General features: G+C 64.2%; 18 protein-coding genes. 11 read left to right on the forward strand and 7 right to left on the reverse strand.

Translation table 11 applies throughout. The features are described from left to right. The first annotated feature begins 640 nt into the window (after positions 1-640). Positions 641-1,534, forward strand: a complete 894-nt coding sequence (locus tag E8E91_RS10430) for a serine hydrolase domain-containing protein (RefSeq protein WP_280375691.1) — start codon at positions 641-643, stop codon at positions 1,532-1,534. 164 nt (positions 1,535-1,698) lie between these two features. On the opposite strand, the gene E8E91_RS10435 is transcribed toward E8E91_RS10430, so the two are convergent. The 7 genes from E8E91_RS10435 to E8E91_RS10465 form a co-directional block, all read right to left on the reverse strand. Then, positions 1,699-2,226 (reverse strand): cytochrome C, encoded by a 528-nt coding sequence (locus E8E91_RS10435; RefSeq protein WP_280375692.1) that lies wholly within the window; start codon positions 2,224-2,226, stop codon positions 1,699-1,701. Between the two features lie 17 nt (positions 2,227-2,243). Then, positions 2,244-2,765 (reverse strand): methylamine dehydrogenase light chain, encoded by a 522-nt coding sequence (locus E8E91_RS10440; RefSeq protein WP_190832086.1) that lies wholly within the window; start codon positions 2,763-2,765, stop codon positions 2,244-2,246. Between the two features lie 15 nt (positions 2,766-2,780). Next, positions 2,781-3,392 (reverse strand): methylamine dehydrogenase accessory protein MauD, encoded by a 612-nt coding sequence (gene mauD / locus E8E91_RS10445; RefSeq protein WP_077524622.1) that lies wholly within the window; start codon positions 3,390-3,392, stop codon positions 2,781-2,783. A 3-nt stretch (positions 3,393-3,395) separates the two neighbouring features. Then, entirely contained in the window at positions 3,396-3,935 is a 540-nt protein-coding gene (locus tag E8E91_RS10450) for a MauE/DoxX family redox-associated membrane protein (protein ID WP_280375693.1), read from the reverse strand. A 12-nt stretch (positions 3,936-3,947) separates the two neighbouring features. Further along, the gene (locus tag E8E91_RS10455) at positions 3,948-5,102 is read right to left on the reverse strand and encodes an amine dehydrogenase large subunit (RefSeq protein ID WP_280371956.1); all 1,155 of its coding nucleotides are present in this window, start codon (positions 5,100-5,102) and stop codon (positions 3,948-3,950) included. 366 nt (positions 5,103-5,468) lie between these two features. Then, complete coding sequence (locus tag E8E91_RS10460) at positions 5,469-6,542, reverse strand: polyamine ABC transporter substrate-binding protein (protein WP_280375703.1); 1,074 nt, start codon at positions 6,540-6,542, stop codon at positions 5,469-5,471. 292 nt (positions 6,543-6,834) lie between these two features. Further along, entirely contained in the window at positions 6,835-7,455 is a 621-nt protein-coding gene (locus tag E8E91_RS10465; protein ID WP_280375694.1) for a LysE family translocator, read from the reverse strand. Positions 7,456-7,588: 133 nt separating this feature from the next. Here E8E91_RS10465 and E8E91_RS10470 point away from each other — a divergent pair, with 133 nt between their 5' ends. The 10 genes from E8E91_RS10470 to E8E91_RS10515 form a co-directional block, all read left to right on the forward strand. Next, positions 7,589-8,035 carry an Lrp/AsnC family transcriptional regulator gene (locus tag E8E91_RS10470; protein WP_179059408.1) on the forward strand — a complete coding sequence of 149 codons (447 nt, stop codon included), beginning with the start codon at positions 7,589-7,591 and terminating at the stop codon, positions 8,033-8,035. A 382-nt stretch (positions 8,036-8,417) separates the two neighbouring features. After that, positions 8,418-10,487, forward strand: coding sequence for an EAL domain-containing protein (locus tag E8E91_RS10475; RefSeq protein ID WP_280375695.1), 2,070 nt, complete (start codon positions 8,418-8,420; stop codon positions 10,485-10,487). 148 nt (positions 10,488-10,635) lie between these two features. Next, the gene (locus E8E91_RS10480) at positions 10,636-11,499 is read left to right on the forward strand and encodes an MBL fold metallo-hydrolase (protein WP_280375696.1); all 864 of its coding nucleotides are present in this window, start codon (positions 10,636-10,638) and stop codon (positions 11,497-11,499) included. Between the two features lie 143 nt (positions 11,500-11,642). Then, the gene (locus tag E8E91_RS10485; protein ID WP_280375697.1) at positions 11,643-12,026 is read left to right on the forward strand and encodes a DUF2946 family protein; all 384 of its coding nucleotides are present in this window, start codon (positions 11,643-11,645) and stop codon (positions 12,024-12,026) included. A 100-nt stretch (positions 12,027-12,126) separates the two neighbouring features. Further along, the gene (locus E8E91_RS10490; RefSeq protein WP_280375698.1) at positions 12,127-12,546 is read left to right on the forward strand and encodes a DUF2946 domain-containing protein; all 420 of its coding nucleotides are present in this window, start codon (positions 12,127-12,129) and stop codon (positions 12,544-12,546) included. Positions 12,547-12,600: 54 nt separating this feature from the next. Further along, on the forward strand, positions 12,601-14,727 hold the full coding sequence (locus E8E91_RS10495) for a TonB-dependent copper receptor (RefSeq protein ID WP_280375699.1): 2,127 nt from the start codon (positions 12,601-12,603) through the stop codon (positions 14,725-14,727). Between the two features lie 447 nt (positions 14,728-15,174). Continuing rightward, on the forward strand, positions 15,175-15,846 hold the full coding sequence (locus tag E8E91_RS10500) for a hypothetical protein (protein ID WP_280375700.1): 672 nt from the start codon (positions 15,175-15,177) through the stop codon (positions 15,844-15,846). Between the two features lie 173 nt (positions 15,847-16,019). Continuing rightward, positions 16,020-16,637, forward strand: a complete 618-nt coding sequence (locus E8E91_RS10505; protein ID WP_280375701.1) for a LysE family transporter — start codon at positions 16,020-16,022, stop codon at positions 16,635-16,637. Positions 16,638-17,065: 428 nt separating this feature from the next. Next, entirely contained in the window at positions 17,066-19,123 is a 2,058-nt protein-coding gene (locus E8E91_RS10510) for a carbon starvation CstA family protein (protein ID WP_280375702.1), read from the forward strand. 10 nt (positions 19,124-19,133) lie between these two features. After that, on the forward strand, positions 19,134-19,309 hold a 176-nt coding region (locus tag E8E91_RS10515; RefSeq protein WP_280375704.1), incomplete at its 3' end, for a YbdD/YjiX family protein.

The following is a 19,309-nucleotide window of genomic DNA, read 5'->3' on the forward strand; positions in this document are numbered from 1 at the left end:
AATTTGAACGACGGCTGTTTTAAGGACTGGGACTTGGCGTCGTGCTCAATTAAATATTGATGGGGGACGTGGTCAAGAGACTGTCGCAAGTGGTGCGAAACTTAAGCTGTTCATCTATCTCCATGAAAACAAAAGAAAACCATGAGCATCCTGGTTTTTCGATAAGTGCGTCCGGACAATCCCCAAAGCTGGGTGAAAAAATCCCCACTCATCTCGGTAGCGGAGATGGCATGTCACTTCTTGTTCCCCAACGCGGCCCCGAAGTTGGGCATCTGATCGACTGAAAGTATGTCTGGCAGACCGTTCATCCAGAAGCGCGGAGGTTTGTATCAAGCTATGTAGTTCGGCAGGGAAATGTGAGATTGAGCTGCTTGGGAAATGGCTTCAAGCCGGGCACGACAAAGGCTAAAAAAGTCCGGAGACGCTGGTGGCGATTCTCCGCAATCACCAGCCGAAAGCAGCCGCTCGCAAAAGGCTGCTCACAGGCACGAACAATCCTCCTCAATTCAGCGGCGCGCTAAAGCAAGCGGCCCCCCTTGATCGCTGATCAATCCCGCGTAATCTCCCGCTGCCTGGTGAAACGACTTGCCGTAGGCATCTGGAAGCTCGGCTTTGCCTACCAGATAAGGACATTTATCCAATGCTTTTTTCCGTTGTATCGAACGGTGATCTGCTAGCGCCCACGCAGCCTGATGCAGTGGTGCCCTGGTGGAGCTTTACCAAGACCGTGTTGTCTGCTGCTGCCTTGTCATTAGTGCGTGACGGCCTGATTGAGCTTGATGAAGTTCTCCCGGAAAGCTCGTTCACTTTGCGTCAGTTGCTGCGCCATCAGGCGGGGTTGGCGGACTACGGTGAGCTGGCTGAATACCATGCAGCCGTTGCTCGTGGTGATACGGCCTGGACGACTGAGGAGATGTTGAATCGGCTTGAGGCCTCCAGGTTGCGTTATCCGCCCGGAACCCAATGGCGATATTCCAATGTGGGCTACCTATACGTGGCGCAACTGCTTGAGCGCCTGACCGGCCTTTCGCTGGAGGAGGCATTGAAGCAACGAGTCTTGGCGCCTCTCGCCGTGCCGCATGTGTCGCTCGCAAGGCCAGGCGAGCAACTGGGTGGTATCTGTCGGGGAGTAATGCCCGGCTACGATCCGGGCTGGGTTTATCACGGCTTGCTGCTCGGCACGCTTTCGGACGCGGCCTTACTGCTGGAAGGGCTGTTGAGTGGGCAACTGCTCCCTCGTTCGTTGCTTCAGGAGATGCAGACGGCGCTCGTCCTTGGGGGACCAATGCCTGGTAGACCCTGGACCGCTCCCGGATATGGCCTCGGCTTGATGATCGGCGCAGTGAGCGACGGTCTGACACTTTGCGGACACACGGGTAGCGGACCGGGCAGCACAGTCGCGGTCTATCGCTGTGCTCACGCAGGCAACTCTGCAAGCTGCGCTGTTTTCAGCGAGGGCGATGACCAGGGGGCCGTGGAAGCGGCCGTCTTGAGTCATCTTTTGGATGTCCTAGTCATTAGGCCAGGTAGCTGAGCCACGAGGTCGAAGGATTGATCGCGGCTTCGGGCCTCGATCGTCGGGTTTCGCTTCGCTCTAGCGGAACGCCGCCCGCACCAACCTACAACGTCCGCTCGGCTTTTCCCGCAGGCAAAAAAAGCCCGCCATAGAGGCGGGCTACAAGCCGTCCAGCTTAAAACTCAGTAGGCGTTGTCCATGCCATCGTCGATGGCGATGCCTTTTTCGCGCATCTGCTTGATCAGGCCTGCGCGGGTGTCCGGCAGGTTGAGCAGGGTGACGCTGCGAATCTTGGCGACTTCAGCCTCGGTGTAGGGCTTGTAGTCGTCAGGCACGCTGCTGCCGGCAATGCCGTCCTTGCGCATCATCCAGTTGATCAGTTCGGCCAGCTGGGCGTTGTTCAGCGCCGACTGGGACATGCCCGGCACACGCACCAGGAACTCACGACCGCCTTCCACTTTGAGGAAGTTGCCGACGAAGCCTTTCATCTTCGGCGTGTCGTTGGCCTTGGAGCCGGTACCGTCGCCCAGGTGGCAGCCAGCGCATTGCAGCTGGTAATTCACCGGGGTGCTGTAGCCGGCCTGGGAGATCGGCTTTTGCGGTGCTTCGTTGCCCGGCGCGTGCTTCTGGTTCGGGTCCGGAATGGCGCGGGCCATGGCCAGCGGGGCCGCCATTGCGCACATCAGTCCGGCAATCAACAGGTAACGCATGGCAGCCCTCCGGCGGGTCAGATCGCGACGCCGCGGATGATGGAAACGGTGCAGTGGTAAATGTGCGACTTGGCCGCCAGGCACCAGTTGACGTCGTTGTTGTTGAACGGACGGTACGCCGGTTCCTCGCTGTCGTTGCGGGTACAGGCGCACTGGGCGCAACTGTGCTTACCGCAGCAGTCGTTGTAGGAAATGATGTAGTCCTTGTTGTCGGCCGGGTTGCGGCAAGTGCCGATCCAGGTCACCTGGGAGGCCTCGGTGCCGGGCGGGCAGGAGGTCACCGAGCCGCCGCAGCAGCTGCACAGGAAACCGTCGACGGAGCAGTAGCGCCAGTAGTCGCAGCTGTTGGGATCACCCGGGTCGCCGGCCATCGGCTTGTCGGCGGCCAGGGCCTTGCCGGTGCGGTCGATGGGCAGCAGCACCGGCAGGGCGGCGCCGGCAACCATCAGGGAACCGATGCGGCCGAGGAGTTTGCGCCGGGAGGTGGTGTCGGCGACATGGCGCGTGGAGCGCTCGAAAAGGCGGTCTAGCAGTTTCATGGAGGGCTCCCTTCCTTAGTGGTTGTGCGCGCCGTGGTCGTGCGCGTGGTTGTGCAGGTAATGCTGCAGGGTGGCGCTGCCCAGGTGTTCAGCCTCGAACAGGCTGTCCAGGTGCTCGCGGGAGTTCACCAGGCCTTTGGAGCGCAGCACACCGGCCTTGTCGACCAGGGCGGCGTAGGGGAGCTTGCCGATCTGGTAGGTCATGCCCACTTCCGGGCCGACCACGTAGGTGGCGTCTTCGAGCTTGTGCTCGGCGATCAGTGCTTGCTGGGCGTCCATGTCGCCGTCGCTGACGTAGATCACTTCGAGGCGGTCGGCCTGGTCCTTGGCGATGGACTTGATGGCCGGCAGCAGGGATTTGCAGATCGGGCAGGTGGGCGAGAGGAAGAACAGCAGTTGGGCTTTCTCGCCGGCGTAGCCGAAGTTCACCGGACGGCCGTTACGGTCGGCAGCGGTGACTTTCGGGGCGGGTTCGTTGACGGCCACGCCTTTGTCGACCATCAGCGCGCCGGCCGGGGCCAGACGGCCGTGGAGTACACCAATTTGACGCACCAGGCCCATGACGGCGAAGGCCAGAGCGATCAAGAGGCACCAGAGCAGGACGTTGGAAACGATAAGGGCTTCCATATTTCACCTTCCAATGAGTTTGAGCAGACGGGGAGCGTTGGCCATCAGGCCATCCGCAGCGGCATACAGGAGCAGGGACGCGGCGCTGGAGGCGATCACGACGAAGATGTCGAATGCACCCAGCTCGCGGCTGTGGGGGGCGACGCTGGCGACCAGCGCCAGGCCTACCAGTACGGCGTTACGCGCCAGCAGCACCGGGCGGATCGGCTGGGCCTGTTCAGGGCCCGCGCAACCGCAGTCAATGTCGCGGCGGCCGCGCCACAGGTTGATGGCGATGGCCCCTGCGTAGCCGGCCAACAGCGCGGCGGCGGCCAGTGCTGCAGCGTGACGGCTGGCGGGCACCAGCAGGGCGAAGGCCACGGCCACTTCGACGAAGGGCACGAGACGCGACACCGGGCGTACCAGACCGCGCGGCAGCAACTGGTAATCCTCCACCTGGTTGGCGAAGCGCGCTGGCGCACGCAGCTTGTGGGTCGCCGCGCTGGCCAGGATCACCGCGACCGCGAGGGCGGCGGCGATGATGAATATGGGATCAAGTTGCATGGCTGCACCTCGTCAGTGGCTGAGGATCTGGGTCGCGGTCTTCTGGATCCGTTCCATGGTGCCGGTGTGCTTGCCGCTCTTCAGGTCGAATACTTCCAGACCGCCGGCGATGTTGGTGCCCAGCAGCAGGGGGTTCTCGTCGCTGGTGGCTTGCAGGCTCCAGATCGGGTTCGGTGCTTCCAGGGTGCCGATGCGCTTGTGCGTCTTGAGGTCGTAAACCCAGACGATTGGGCTCGGGTCTTCCCACTTCATCGCCTCATGGGCGTCATGCATCAGCACATATAGACGATTCAGCTTGGGTGCGACGGTGATCAGCTGCCAGCCGCCAGGCGCCCAGCCAGCCTTCTTCTCGGCGGCGTCAGTCACCAGCTCCCAGGCTTCCAGGACCTTCGGCTGCTTGCCGGAGAAGTCCACGCCGCGCACGGTGCCGGTGGTGGTGACGAAGTAGTAGATGTCGCCCACGGCGTAGGCGCGCTCAACCAGCTTCTCGGCGTTGGGGTCGAAGAAGGCGGTGTGAGTGCGGGAGACTTCCTTGCCTTCGTCGTTCAGCGTCAGCAGTTGCAGACTGCCGTCACCGCACAGGGAGGCGAAGGAACGCTTGCCCACCGGGTAGTTCAGCACGCAACCGGGGATGGCGATTTCGCCGGCTACGGCCTTGGCCTTGACGTCGACCACGGTCACCGAAGTGGACGGGGTGAAGTTGTAGACGTAGACGAAGCGGTCATCCGAGCTGGTGCCCAGGGAGTAGCGCTGGGTCAGGGCCTCGGCGCGCTTGGTGGGGATCAGCACTTCATAGGAGGGGGACAGGGTGCTGGTGTCCCACGCGGTCAGCACGTCGGTGCGGGTGCCACGGGTTCCACGGGAGTAGAACAGGTCGGCGGTGAACAGCGTCTTGCCGTCGCGGCTCAGGGTAGAGGGCGCGGCGAAGCCGGTGGGCACCATGCCGAGCATTTTCTTCTTCTCGGGGTCGACCACAGTCACGCGACCGGCGACGAAGCTCTCGAACTCGACGTCGACGATGTACGCGCGGTGCGGTTCCGGCGGGAAGGGCAAGGTGGTCTGGCCGATGCCTGTATCGGCCGGCAGCTCGGCACTGGCATTGCCGAGGCCGATGAGCGAGACGCCCAGGGCCAGCGTTGATTGGGCGAGGATCCTGGTTATTCGCATTGGGGCGGCTCCCTGAATTATTGGACTTTGTTGCGGGTGCAGGGCAGAAATCTGCAGTCCTAGTCTGCCCCTGGCGGTCGGCGTGGAGCTTGTTGTCCGTGCCAACCCCTTGTGTGCCTGTGCCACTTCTTTTGGCAGGCTGCCAACGCTTTGGAGAACGCGCCAGAAAGCATAGACCCGGTGCGGGATGTGATGGGGGAGGGGCTGATTGCGGGAGTGAATCGGGGGCAGCGGCGCTGCCCTTGGCGATTGAAATCGCCCCTACAAGGTATGTGGCTTGGGGTTCTCTCTTGTGGGAGCGAATTCATTCGCGATTGAAATCGCTCCCACAGGTTTCGGTGTCGCAGGGGAAACCCTGCCAGGCTGTCAGGTCCCCGACTTCAGCTTCGTCCAGGCACGGGTGCGGGCACGCTCGGCATTGCGCTCCAGCGGCAGCAGGGTGAAGAGGGTGGCCTGGGCCTCGGCGGTGGGATAGAGGTTGGGGTTGTTGCGGATTTGCGGGTTGACCAGGGCGGTGGCGTCCTTGTTCGGGTTCGGGTAGCCGACGAAGTCACTGACCGGGGCGATCACCTGGGGCTGCAGCAGGTAGTTGATGAAGGCATGGGCGTCCTCTGGGTTCTTCGCGCCTTTGGGGATGGCGAGCATGTCGAACCACACCGGTGCACCTTCCTTGGGCAGGCGCATGTCCACCACCACGCCGTTGCCCGCTTCCTTGGCACGGTTGGCCGCCTGGGAGAAGCTGCCCGAGTAGCCGACGGCCACGCAGATGTCACCGTTGGCGATGTCGGCCATGTACTTGGAAGAGTGGAAGTAGGCGATGTTGGGACGGATTTTTTGCAGCAGCTCGGCGGCCTTGTCGTAGTCCCTGGGCTGGTTGCTGTTGGGCGGAAGACCCAGGTAATGCAGCGCAATGGGCAGGATTTCCGACGGCGAATCCAGCAGCGCCACGCCGCATTGCTTGAGCTTGGCGATGTTCTCTTCCTTGAAGATCAGGTCCCAGCTGTCCACCGGGGCGTTCTCGCCCAGGGCCGCCTTGACCTTGGCCGGGTTGAAGCCGATCAGCACCGTTCCGTACATGTAGGGCACGGCGAAGCGGTTGCCCGGATCGTTGGCCTCGATCAGCTTCATCAGCTGCGGGTCCAGGTGGTTCCAGTTGGGCAGCTTGCTGCGGTCGAGCGGCTGGAACACGTCGGCCTGGATCTGCTTGGCGAGGAAGACGTTGGACGGCACCACCACGTCATAGCCGGAGTTGCCGGTGAGCAGCTTGGCTTCCAGCGCTTCGTTGGTGTCGAAGATGTCGTAGATCAGCTTGGCGCCGTTCTCCTTCTTGAAGTTGTCCAGCGTCTGCGGGGTGATGTAGTCGAACCAGTTGTAGACGCGCAGGGTGCGTTCTTCGGCCAGGGCCTGGGTGGCGAGCAGGCCGCACAAAGCGGCGCCCAGGAGGCGGGGGAGTCTGTGCTTGATCAATTGCGGCAACCTTTGGGTGGGCTTGAGTGGGGCCTAAATCGATATCTATCTGTTTAGGTCGCAAATATGAAAGCAAATGCCGCGCCATATAAATGGAAAGGCCGATATAGATCGGTTAATTGGTCGAGGGAGCGAGGATTGTGGCGCGTGGGGATTACCGGGCGTAACGAGCAGTGGCACCGGGCTACCCAGTTCTCAGGGGCTACGAATCCGTTGTAGGGGCGAATTCATTCGCCCCTACAAGAACCCGGTCTGCCGGCTGGATTCAGATAGCAATCACCCGCACCAGTTGCCAGGCAGCGAAACCCAGCAGGAACACGCCGGCAGTACGGTCGATCCACTGCATGGCGCCCACACCCAGACGGTGGCGAACGGTGGACACGCCCAGGCTCAGTGCCAGCCACCAGAGGGCTGAGCCGCAAAACACGCCCAGCACCATCACCAGGCCGTCCACCCCGCCCAGGGCCTCGCCGCCGGACAGGGTGGCGAAGATGGCGATGAAGGACAGGATGGTCAGCGGGTTGCTCAGGGTCAGCAGGAACACCGAGACGAATGCCGGCAGCACATGCACCGGGTCGTTGGCACTGGCCGCGTGCTCGGGCGGGGTGGCACGCAGCATCTTCAGGCCCATCCAGGCCAGGAACAGGGCGCCGACTATGGCGAGCGGGGTGGCCAGCGCCACGAAAGCGCGGGTGATGGCGCCGATACCGAAGGCTCCCAGGGCCCCGTAGCAGGCATCCGCCGCCGCGGCGCCCAGACCGCTGATGAAACCGATGCGTGCGCCATGGCCCAGGGTGCGCTGGATGCACAGTAGGCCGATGGGGCCCACCGGCGCGGCGATGGACAGGCCGATCAGGACGGATTTGAGAAACAGCAGGGCCGCCATGATCAGGCTCCGGAGACAGTGGACGTGGGCAATATTTTGCGTTGCACTGCATTGAGTCTGAATGCAGGGATTACGGAAGTTTTTGCTGATCGCCTGAATAATTTACGAAATTGGCCTGGGAGGCCTGAGAAAAATGGAGCTCGATGCCAAGTCCTGGAAAATCCTGCAAGTGGTGCAGCGGGAAGGGCGCATTTCCCTGACGGATCTCGCCTCACGAGTGGCGCTGTCCTTGCCGGCCACCTCCGAGCGGCTCAAGCGCCTGGAGGAGGCTGGGGTGATCGAGGCCTATTGCGCCACCGTCTCGCCGGAGAAGGCCGGTTACGGGGTGATGGCGCTGATCGGCATGACCACCCCGCAGCCGGACAAGGCGCGACTGATCGCCCAGTTGCAGCAGATGCCCGAGGTGCTGGAGTGCCTGCATGTCACCGGGCAGGACTCCTTCATCCTGCGGGTGGTGACCCGCGACATCCGCCACCTGGAACGCTTTGTCGGCAGCATCAACCACTTTGGCGAGACGCGGACGTCCATCGTCATGTCCGCGCCCATTCCCCTGCGTGGCGTGGAGCCGCCGCGCGATTGACCGCTCGATATAGGGCAGCTGCGCCGCCCATGGCGATTGAAATCGCCCCCACAGGGTGTGTCCTGGAAGTTCTTTTGTGGGAGCGAATTCATTCGCGATTGAAATCGCTCCCACAGGTCACGGTATTGCCGGTGGATACTTGTGGGGGCGAATTCATTCGCTTACCGGACCGCAGGGTTCGGCCTTTGAATCTGCAGGGGGCAGCTGCGCCGCCCTTGGCGATTGAAATCGCCCCTACAGGTAATTAGCGAGCTGCGCTGCTCGTTTCTGTCATATGGCGGCAATCTGCCATACGGTGTCACGGCCCCGGTTGACTTTGTTTAGAATGCGACCCGTTTTCAGCCGCCCGTTCCGGGTTGGCTTTCCGCTTGATAGGTTTTTCATGCTCACGGGCAGCTACGACTATTCCCTTGTTCTCATTTCCCTGCTGGTGGCCATCCTCGCGTCCTATACGGCGCTGGACCTGGCCGGGCGGGTGACCAGCAGCCAGGGACGTGGCGCGGTGCTTTGGATCGGCGGCGGTGCCGTTGCGATGGGCATCGGCATCTGGTCCATGCACTTCATCGGCATGCTCGCCTTCAGCCTGCCCATTCCGTTGGGCTACGACCTGCCGCTGACCTTGCTGTCGCTGCTGATCGCGGTGCTGGTATCCGGCTTCGCCCTGTGGCTGGTGAGCCAGCCTGAGCAGCCCTGGTTGCAGCTCCTCTGCGGCGCACTGACCATGGGCGCCGGCATCAGCTCCATGCACTACATGGGCATGCACGCCATGCGCATGCTGCCTGGCATCGACTATGACCCCGGCCTGTTCTCACTCTCCCTGGCCATTGCGGTGGCCGCCTCCGGCGCGGCGCTGTGGATTGCCTTCCGCCTGCGCCGGGACACCCCCTATGTGCGCCTGGCGCGGATCGGCGCGGCCCTGGTGATGGGTGTGGCCATCGTCGGCATGCATTACACCGGCATGGCAGCGGCCAATTTCCCCTTGGGCAGCGTCTGCGGCGCCGCCATCGCCGGGCTCGATAGCCGCTGGCTGGCCAGTCTGGTAATCGCAGTCACCCTGGCGATCCTCGCCATCGCGCTGCTCACTTCTGTGCTGGATGCCCGCCTGGAAGCGCGTACCGCCCAGCTCACCACCTCGCTGGAGCGGGCCAACCAGGAGCTGACTCACCTGGCCCTGCACGACAACCTCACCAAGCTGCCCAACCGCACCTTGCTGGAAGACCGCATCGACCAGGCGATCCACAGGGTGGACCGCAACGGCGGCTGCTTCGGCCTGCTGTTCATGGACCTGGACGGCTTCAAGCCGGTGAACGACGCCTTCGGCCACCACGTGGGCGACCTTCTGCTGCGGGCGGTGGCCCAGCGGCTGAGCAGCCATCTGCGCACCGAAGACACCTTGGCGCGCATCGGTGGCGACGAGTTCGTCCTGCTGGCCAACCTTGGCGAGCCCGACGATGCCGTGACCCTTGCCAGCCAGTTGGTCGCCCTGGTGGGCAATGCCTTCATGGTGGGCGGTCAGGAGCTGCGGGTTTCTACCAGTGTCGGCATTGCCCTGTACCCCGGCGATGGCGCTACCCGTGAAGAGCTGCTGATGAATGCCGACGCTGCCATGTACCACGCCAAGGGTGCAGGCAAGAACGGCTACAGCTTCTTCGAACAATCGATGAACACCAACGCGCGCAATCAGCTGCAGTTGCTCCACGACCTGCGCCAGGCGCTGGACGCCCGGGAGCTGGAGCTGCATTACCAGCCCAAGTTCGCCGCCGCTGACGCCCAGCGGGTGATCGGCGCCGAGGCGTTGCTGCGCTGGCAGCACCCGCGCCGTGGCCTGCTGATGCCTGACCAGTTCATTGCGCTGGCAGAGAAGACCGGCCTGATCATCCCCATTGGCAACTGGGTGCTGAACGAAGCCTGCCGGCAGATGAGCCGGTGGTACGCCGAAGGCCGCCACGACTGGCGTGTGGCGGTGAACCTCTCGGCCCTTCAGTTCTGCCATGCCGGACTGATCGACAGCGTGCGCAACGCCCTGGAGCGCCACGCGCTGCCGGCCAACTGCCTGACCCTGGAAATCACCGAAACCACTGCCATGCAGGACGCCGACGCCAGCCTGGCGATCCTCCGCAAGCTGGCCGAGATGGGTGTCGACCTGTCCATCGATGACTTCGGCACCGGCTACTCCAGCCTGCTGTACCTCAAGCGCCTGCCCGCCAACGAACTGAAGATCGACCGTGGCTTCGTTCGTGACCTGGAGCGCGACAGCGATGACGCGGCCATCATTTCCGCCATCGTCGCCCTCGGCCAGGCACTGGACCTGCGGATTGTCGCCGAAGGGGTGGAGACCGAATCCCAGCAGGCCTTCCTGACGGGGCTGGGTTGCGACTCGCTTCAGGGCTTCCTGTTCGGCAAGCCGGTGCCGGCGGATCAGTTCATGGTCGGTGTCGAGGCGATGGCCTGACCGGGAGCGATTCCCAATGGCACGCCTCAATCCCAGGGCGCATGCAAACCCAGTAGGGGCGATTTCAATCGCCAAGGGCAGCGCCGCTGCCCCACCGTCAATCGCGGTCCATACTTCAGGTCGAATCCAATTACAGGGAACGACCTCCATGAGTCCACGGGTGCGGGCCTTCTTCGATGAGGCCACCTGTTCCTACAGCTATGTGGTCAGCGACCCGGCCAGTGGCCGCTGCGCTATCGTCGACCCGGTGCTGGACTACTGCGCCGCCAGCGGGCGCATCTCCCATGTGGGGGCCGAGCGGATTGCCGCCTACGTGCGCGAGCAGGGGCTGACGGTTGACTGGCTGCTGGAAACCCACGTGCACGCCGATCACCTGTCCGCCGCCGCCTGGCTCAAGCACGAACTGGGCGGAGCGCTGGCCATCGGCGGACATATCACCCAGGTGCAGCAGCGCTTCGGTGCGCTGTTCAATGCCGGAGAGGAGTTCCCCATCGACGGCCGCCAGTTCGACATTCTGCTGCAGGACGGCGATCGCCTTGCCATCGGTAACCTGGAGTTGTTCGCCATCCATACGCCGGGCCACACGCCGGCGTGCATGACCTACCTGGTCGGGGATGCCGCCTTTATCGGCGACACCCTGTTCATGCCCGACTACGGCACCGCTCGCTGCGATTTCCCCGGTGGTGACGCTCGTGCCCTGTACCGTTCCATCCGGCGCCTGTTCGGCATGCCGGGCGAAACCCGCCTGTTTCTCTGCCACGACTACAAGGCGCCGGGGCGCGATGAGTTCTGCTTCGAGACCACGGTGGCCGAGCAGCGCGCGAACAATGTCCACGCCCGCGAGGGGATCGATGAAGAGACCTTCGTCGCCATGCGCACCGCGCGGGACGCCACCCTGAACATGCCCGCCCTGATCCTGCCGGCGGTGCAGGTGAACATGCGTGCCGGCCAGCTGCCGCCCGCCGAAGCCAACGGTATCCGCTACCTGAAGATTCCCATCGACACCTTTTGATATCCGGACGCCACCCGGCCTTTCGGCAATGTTCCCAGTCTGGCGCCGGTCGGAGCAGCGGATCGTGTCGATCTCCATGCGGCAATCCACCACACGGCATTGCCGCTTCCGGCCCTGGAACGCCGGTGCTAGAGTCCCCGCCCATGAAATTCGCCCGCCAAGACCGCTCGCTGATTGCCTGGATGCTGTACGCCTGCGTCCTGTTCAATCTGTTCGCGTGCGGCCTGCACCACGGCCAGGCGATGGGGCTGGAACTGAGCGGCATCGGCGGGCAGTTCTGCTCTGGAGATTCCGCCAGCGGTCCGGCCCTGGACGGTGACTTCGGCGGCAGCGCCGCCAGTAGTTTGTCCAGCCTCTTCAAATGTCCGCTCTGCGCTGGCGTCATTCTCGGCGCCGTTGCCGTGGTGCTGCTGTCCTGGCTGCTCGGTGTGGGCAGGGCGCCTTTGCTTCCCCGCTCCGGGGGTGACCAACATCCGCCGCGCCATGCCTGGCCTTCGGCCAATCCTCGGGCTTCCCCGCTCGCCTGACATCGCTCCAGCCCCGGATTCTTCCGTCTGAACCCTGCTGCCGGCATCCCTTTTTCGGGATGCCGCCGCTGCCCCGTCGTCCACGTAACCGGATTCGCCGATGCCCATGGCTGCTCCACGCATCCGCCATCGTCACGCCCATTCCACGGCCTTGCCCGTGCGGATGCGCGTGGGCCTGTGGCTGGGGCTGTTCGCGATGCTGGCGATCTACTTCGGTGCCCTGGCATCCCAGGTTCGCGTGGCGCAAGCGGAGCTGCCCGGCTGGCTCACGGAGCTGGCCTGCGACCACGGCGAACAGCCGTCTCCGATGCCCAGCCACCATGGGTCGGCATCACCTCTGGATGCCTGCGGCTATTGCAACCTGCTGGCGGCGAGCCCGGCCCTGGGCAACACGCTGCCGGCTGCCGCCCTGGCGGTGCCCGTCGAAGGTGCTCCGAGACGGCCCCGGTTCATTGGCCCGCCCGCGCAGGCGCCGTTGTTCCCCGGCGCCCGGCCGCGCGCGCCACCCCGTTCTTCCTGATTCGCCGACGCACTGCCCCGGAGGGGCAGCCTGACCATCGATTCTGGAAGACTCATGAAACAGCCCAACCAATCAGGCCGCGCTGCAGCGCGCCACTGCACCCGTCCTTTCATCCCGACCACTGCCCGCCTGCGCTGGCAGCAGGGTTTCGCCCTGTTCCTCGGATTCTCCCTGTGCGGAGTCGGCGTGGCGGAGGAGCGACTGCCGGAGGAGATCGAGCCCACGGTCGTCACCGCCGTGCAGCAGAGTTCGCCCCTGACCGTCGTGACGGACCCGAGGGACCCCCGCCAGCCCGTTCCCGCCAGCGACGCGGCCGACTACCTGAAGACCATTCCCGGCTTCTCCGTCATCCGCAACGGCGGCACCAATGGCGACCCGGTGCTGCGCGGCATGTTCGGCTCGCGGCTCAACCTGCTCACCAACGGCGGCCTGATGATCGGCGCCTGCCCGGGCCGTATGGACGCACCGAGCTCCTATATCTCCCCGGAAACCTTCGACCGGCTCACCGTGATCAAGGGGCCGCAGACAGTGCTCTGGGGCCCCGGCGCTTCTGCCGGCACCGTGCGCTTCGACCGTGAACCGGAGCGCTTCGGCGAACTCGGAAGCCGCCTGCGTGGCAGCGTACTGGCCGGTTCCAACGGACGCTTCGACAAGGTGCTGGACGGCGCCCTGGGCAGTGAACTTGGTTACCTGCGCGTGGTGGGCAACCAGGCCCAGGCGGACGACTACGAAGATGGCAGCGGCGATACCGTGCCGTCGCGCTGGAGCAAGTGGAACGGTGACGTAGCACTGGGCTGGACGCCGGACGCCGACACCCTGGTGGAACTCACGGCAGGCAAGGGCGACGGCGAAGCACGCTACGCTGGACGCGGCATGGACGGCAGCCAGTTCCTGCGGGAAAGCCTCGGCCTGCGATTCGAGCGCAGCAACCTCGGCGGTGTGTTGGACAAGTTGGAAGCGCAGCTCTACTACAACTACGCCGACCACGTGATGGACAACTTCCGCCTGCGCAGCCCCGATCCCGCCAGCTCGATGCCCATGCCGATGGCTTCGAACGTCGACCGCCGCACGGTGGGCGGGCGTTTCGCCGCGACCTTCAGGTGGACCGACGTGGAATGGGTAGCCGGTCTGGACCTGATGCGCAGCGAACACCGCAAGCGCAGTTCGCGTTTCGACATGATGAGTGGCCGCTTCACCGACGCCGATCAGTTCCCCTGGAGCAAGGACGCGCTGTTCCACAACTACGGCCTGTTCTCCGAGGCCACCTGGAACGTCGCGCCGCGCAATCGCCTGGTGGCGGGCGGCCGCCTGGACCGCGCCTCCGCCGAAGACTTTCGTGCCACCAGCGGCATGATGGGCCGGGCCAACCCTACCTTCGGCGAAACCCGTGCCGATACCTTGCCCAGCGGTTTCGCGCGCTACGAGCACGACCTGGCCGATTCGCCCACCACCCTCTACGCCGGGCTGGGACACGTGCAGCGCTTCCCCGATTACTGGGAGCTGTTCTCGCCGGGACGCGGCCCGGCCGGTTCGGCCAATGCCTTCGACGGGGTGAAGCCGGAGAAGACCACCCAACTCGACTTCGGCGTGCAGTACCAGAGCGGCGACCTGGAAGCCTGGGCGTCCGGCTACGTGGGCCAGGTGCGCGACTACATCCTGTTCACCTACACGCCGGGGATGATGGGCCCCACCTCCCGCGCCGAGAACATCGACGCCCGCATCATGGGCGGTGAGCTGGGAGCGGCTTGGCGCCTGGATCGCCACTGGAAGAGCGACGCCACCCTGGCCTACGCCTGGGGCAAGAACAGCTCGGACGACGAGGCCCTGCCGCAGATGCCACCGCTGGAAGCGCGCCTCGGCCTCACCTATGAGCAGGACAACTGGAGCGCCGGCGGCCTGTGGCGCGTGGTGGCGGCGCAGAACCGTGTGGCCGAAGGCAAGGGCAACGTGGTGGGGCAGGACTTCGGCAAGAGCGCCGGTTTCGGCGTGTTCTCCCTCAACGCCGCTTACCGTCTGAGCCCAGAGCTCAAGGTCAGCACGGGCGTCGACAACCTCTTCGACAAGGCCTACGCGGAACACCTGAACCGTGCGGGGGACGCCGGGTTCGGCTTCCCGGCCGATCCGGTGGCCATCAACGAGCCGGGGCGTACGCTCTGGACCAAGGTGGATTTCAGCTTCTAATGAAGTGCAGCTGCCGGCCCTTGCGGTCGGCAGTCATTGGCGGGACGGGCAGGGCGCTTTTCCCGACGAAGGGTAGTGCCAGGACGCCATCACGGGACAGGCGGACCGGGGGGCTGGCAGCACGGGCATATAATGGCAACGCAGTACTACCAGAGTTATGCACCCTCGCCATCTTGTTGATCGTGTTCGTGCCGACTCTGACGGAAGGTGGGGCCCAGCGTTTTTCTGACGCGGCGCAAGGCCCATGCACCAACCGGAAGAGAGAGGCGGTTCGCCCGGTCCACCCATCACGGCCAGCGACCCTGCAGCGACTTTTTCCTTTTCGGAGGCCCTCGGGTTACGAGGCCAGCTTGCCCTTGCCACAAGGGTTCATGGAGTACCCCCTCTCTTTTTGTATTGCGGCGGCCCGCCGGACACCCCAGTGGGCGCCTGCGAGGAGGTATCGACATGAAAAGACCCACAGCCCTCACCATTCCTGTCCTGCTGCTCGCCGGAGCGCTGGCGGCCAGTGTTCTGGCTGCCACTGACCCGGCGGCCAGTGGCTTGGCTGCCGATGATCCGTTGGCCGCTGACCCGGCCGCCGTCAACGCAGTGCTGCGCTTCAGGGGCGGCATTGGCGTGATTCCGGTTTCCAGCGGACAGGGTTTGGAGGCTATCGCCACTGTGGTCAACCGAAACCTGGTGCGCGGTGTGCAGCCAGCCGGGCAGATCTGGGTGATCCGCAATTTAAATGCGCAGGTGAGCGCGACCGGTGACCTTGTGGCACTCGGCCGTGGCCTGGTCCTGGGTGGGGGCAACAGCATCGGCAGGGCTACTGGGCAGTCGGTGTTCGCCACGCTGTTCTGTGGCGCAGTGGCACCGTTCACGGAGCACAGCACCAACCTGGCCGGCGTGCCGCTGACCGACGAAGGTGACTTCGTGATCCGTGACGTGTTCACCCCCGCACCACCAACCCCATGCGACAGCCCCGTGCTGCTGATTCGCAATGCGGCCAATCAGAGCTGGTTCGCAGCGGGTATCCCGCGGGCCAGGATCGTCCAGCCGGACGAAGAACCTCCGATTGATAACCCACCGCCAGTGGACAACCCGCCGCCAGCCGAACCTCCGGCCATGCCTTGAAGTCCTGGTCTTTCTCTTTCCACTGATGGCTCCCTCTCTCTCCGGAGGGAGGGGCGCCGATTTCGCCAATCCGTCACCGCAGTCTGAATCCTGGTCACCGGCCTATCCCGGCTGGCCCGGCTCCCGGATATACTCGCCGGCATCTCCCCTGACCCATACGACTGGAGGGTGCCGTGGATTACCTCGGTGCATTGCTGGCCATTTCCGGTGTCCTGATGCTGAGCGTCGTCAGCCCCGGCCCCAACTTCGCCATCGTCACCTCCACCGCGACCCTGCGCTCCCGACGTGCTGGTGTGGCAACCGGATTGGGCCTGGCCGCCGCTTCCGCCACCTGGGCGCTGCTGGCCGTGGCAGGGCTTGGCCTGATCGTCACGCAGGTGGAATGGCTCTACCTCGGCATCAAACTGGTCGGTGCCCTGTATCTCATCTGGATCGGCGTGCGGATGATTCTCGGCGCACGCAAGCCGCTGGCCACCGCGCCCGACACGCTTGAATCGGGCGTCTTCGCCGCGGCCCGCAAGGGCTACCTGGTGAGCATGACCAACCCCAAGGCGCTGGCCTTCTACGGCAGCATCTTCGCCGTGATGGTCCCGGCCCATGCGCCCGCCTGGTTCTACGCGGCCATCGTCAGTATCGGCGCCAGCGTCTCCTGCCTCTGGTATTGCGGGATGGCGGTGCTCTTCTCCAGCCCCGCCGTGCGCGGTGGCTTCATGCGCTTCAAGGCGGTGTTCGAGACCCTGATGGGGGTGTTTCTGCTGGGCATGGGCGGCAGGCTGCTGCTCAGCCGCTGAAATTCATGCTGCGGGGGCAAATCCTTTCGCGATTGAAATCGCTCCCACACCTGCATCGCTGCATCGAACGGTTCCGTAGGATGCGGTGGAGCGGAGCGATACCCATCATCGATCGAAGGGCGGACCTGCGGCCCGCTTGGCGATTGAAATCGCCCCTACAGGTGAATCCCAAGGCCGACCTTTGGCGGTTGGGCAGCTTTCTTTTTGTGGGGGCGAATTCATTCGCTATGGGCGGCGAAGCTTCCCCCTAAGGCATGTGCTTGCCCTGGAACGAGGCATGCTGGCTACGTATTACTACGTAGCCGTGCTTCGTAGTTGTGCGAATTTCTCCGTAGCCGCCACGCGCCGATAGTGTCGGCTGCCCCTATCCGGGCATAAACAACAACAAAAGCCGCCGCAGGTGACCCCACGCGGCAGGAGACCATTCCATGACCCAACTGGCTTCCCGAATTGCCTGGTTCGCCGTTGCCCTGCTGGGCGCATTTGCGCTGGGCACCGTGGCACTGCGTCGGGGCGAAGCGATCAACGCCCTCTGGATCGTTACTGCTGCAACCGCGATCTACCTGATTGCCTACCGTTACTACAGCCTGTTCATCGCCAACAAGGTGATGCAGCTGGACCCCTCCCGTGCAACGCCTGCGGTGTTGAACAACGACGGTCTGGACTACGTTCCGACCAACAAGCACATCCTCTTCGGTCACCACTTCGCCGCCATCGCCGGCGCCGGCCCGCTGGTGGGCCCGGTACTCGCTGCACAGATGGGCTACCTGCCCGGCACGCTCTGGCTGATCGCCGGCGTGGTACTGGCCGGTGCGGTGCAGGACTTCATGGTGCTGTTCCTCTCCACCCGTCGTAACGGCCGCTCGCTGGGCGACATGGTCCGTGAAGAGATGGGCCGGATTCCGGGCACCATCGCCCTGTTCGGCTGCTTCCTGATCATGATCATCATCCTCGCGGTGCTGGCGCTGATCGTGGTGAAAGCCCTGGCCGAAAGCCCGTGGGGCATGTTCACCGTGATGGCGACCATCCCGATTGCGGTGTTCATGGGCGTGTACATGCGCTACATCCGCCCGGGCCGCATCGGTGAGATTTCCCTTATCGGCGTGATCCTGCTGCTGGCCTCCATCTGGCTCGGCGGCATCGTGGCGGCCGACCCCGTCTGGGGCCCGGCCTTCACCTTCACCGGCGTGCAGATCACCTGGATGCTGATCGGCTATGGCTTCGTCGCTGCCGTGCTGCCGGTGTGGCTGATCCTCGCTCCCCGTGACTACCTGTCCACATTCCTCAAGATCGGCACCATCGTTGGCCTCGCCATTGGCATCCTGATCATCGCCCCCGAGCTGAAAATGCCGGCGCTGACCCAGTTCGTCGACGGCACTGGCCCGGTGTGGAAGGGCACCCTGTTCCCGTTCCTGTTCATCACCATCGCCTGTGGCGCGGTCTCCGGCTTCCACGCGCTGATCAGCTCCGGCACCACGCCGAAACTGCTGGCCAACGAAACCCATGCCCGCTACATCGGCTACGGCGGCATGCTGATGGAATCCTTCGTCGCCATCATGGCCATGGTCGCCGCCTCGGTGATCGAGCCGGGCGTGTACTTCGCCATGAACAGCCCGCCGGCCGTGGTCGGCGCGGATGTCGCCAGTGTGGCGGCAGCGGTGAGCAACTGGGGCTTCGCCATCACCCCCGAGCAACTGGAGGCGACCGCCAGGGACATTGGCGAACACACCATCCTGGCCCGTGCCGGCGGTGCGCCGACCCTGGCCGTGGGTATCGCGCAGATCCTCCACCAGGTGCTGCCGGGTGAGAACACCATGGCCTTCTGGTACCACTTCGCGATCCTTTTCGAGGCGCTGTTCATCCTCACTGCCGTGGATGCCGGTACCCGCGCCGGTCGCTTCATGCTGCAGGACCTCTTGGGCAACTTCGTCCCGGCCCTGAAGAAGACCGAGTCCTGGACCGCCAACGTCATCGCCACCGCCGGTTGCGTGGCCCTGTGGGGCTGGCTGCTGTACCAGGGCGTGATCGACCCGCTGGGTGGCATCAACACGCTGTGGCCGCTGTTCGGCATCTCCAACCAGATGCTGGCCGGTATCGCCCTGATGCTGGGTTGCGTGGTGCTGATCAAGATGAAGCGCCAACGCTATGTGTGGGTGACCCTGATCCCGGCCACCTGGCTGCTGATCTGCACCACCACCGCCGGAGTGATCAAACTCATCGATCCGAACCCCGCCGTCGGCTTCCTGGCCCTGGCCAAGAAATACAGCGACGCCCTGGCTGCGGGGCAGGTGCTGGCGCCGGCCAAGGACATCGGCCAGATGCAGAACGTGATCTTCAACGCCTACACCAATGCGACCCTGACCGCGCTGTTCCTCTTCGTGGTGCTGAGTGTGCTGTTCTACGCCATCAAGGTGGGCCGCAATGCCTGGATGAAACCGGAGCGCACCGACAAGGAATCGCCGTTCCAGCCGATCCCGGAAGCCTGAGGAGGGCACCATGTTCAATGACCTCAGCCGCATGGGTAAGTACCTCGGGCAGGCCGCACGCATGCTCGTGGGCATGCCCGACTACGACAATTACGTCGAGCACATGCAGCGCAAGCATCCGGACAAGCCGGTGATGAGTTACGAGGAATTCTTCCGCGAGCGCCAGGAGGCGCGTTATGGCGGCGG

This window comes from Pseudomonas sp. BN515 (genome assembly GCF_029873155.1).
Taxonomy (GTDB): Bacteria; Pseudomonadota; Gammaproteobacteria; order Pseudomonadales; family Pseudomonadaceae; genus Metapseudomonas.